The organism is Salinivibrio sp. PR5, assembly GCF_001996085.1.
Taxonomy (GTDB): Bacteria; Pseudomonadota; Gammaproteobacteria; order Enterobacterales; family Vibrionaceae; genus Salinivibrio; species Salinivibrio proteolyticus.
Map to the genome: position 1 here is coordinate 1 of NZ_MUFK01000099.1, position 1,045 is coordinate 1,045.

At 36.2% G+C, this 1,045-nt stretch carries 1 protein-coding gene; it reads right to left on the bottom strand.

Features of this window, described 5'->3' with window-relative positions; all coding sequences use genetic code 11:
• On the bottom strand, window positions 1-1,045 hold a 1,045-nt coding region (locus BZG82_RS16435), incomplete at both ends, for a HEPN domain-containing protein (RefSeq protein WP_198928573.1).

The following is a 1,045-nucleotide window of genomic DNA, read 5'->3' on the forward strand; positions in this document are numbered from 1 at the left end:
ATTATATGGTCTAAATAGTCATGCACATTTTCAATTAGAAGTTCAATATAACTCGGGGTCATACCACTATGAACGATCATGTTACGAGCACGATAGATCCTTCTAATTTGCCAGCCCACTCTGGTAGTATGGTTTTTTAGACCTTTAAGCATATTCTTTGGGTCCGCATAGACAAACTCTAAATACTCGAAACGGTCATGTAGTAGGTGAAAATCTTTAAAAGAGTTTTTCAGCTCCTGTCGCTTATCTGAATATTCTTCTAAGGATAAAAGTTTAGCTACCTTTATTACCTGATTACCCCCTTCGATATCCTTTATAACTTTCTTTATCTGGTTACGATTCCAGTTAAAAAGATCACTTGTCAAGCGGGCAACTAACCTCTGATAGTAGCCTAAATTTAAGAAAGGAATCGTACTCTGAACAATATGCTCTATGTTCGATATATTTTGGTCATGAGGTGCTGGAATAATTGATTCGAGAGCAATCCATAGGTTTAGCATCTGATTCTCATTGGAATCACTTTTTAAGGCAAGAGAGTGAAGCTCCGCTGCCCTAGTAAACACTCTAAATGAATTTTTCTCTAACCCAAATTCTGACAGAAATCTATTCGCTTTTATCGCGGCTCTAGATGGCTTTTGGTCAATACATTTATGCATCGCATTTGTTCGGATACGAGATCTGCTCACTTCATTATCTGTCTCATTCCAAATCAAACAATCTGTAGTCCAATTTAGTTGCTGCTTGTGGTGAAATAGACCAAATATCGTGCTCAACATCTCTAAAGTATCTTCAGTGATATTTTTGGCGGAAAAATTGTCTCGAGCCTTTATACCCGAAACGCATATGTAAACTTCATTTTCGCTCTTTAAAAACTTATGTTTACTATAGTCCATATCTAAGTCGTGTAGGTCATTCACCAATTTTATGTCAAATTTTTCCAAAGAATCTTTATAGAGTTCAACATCTTTAGTTGAGCGGACGACTATTTGATATTGTTTTGGCTTATCGCAAAATATTTTTATAAATTCCTCGATAGCGCCATTGC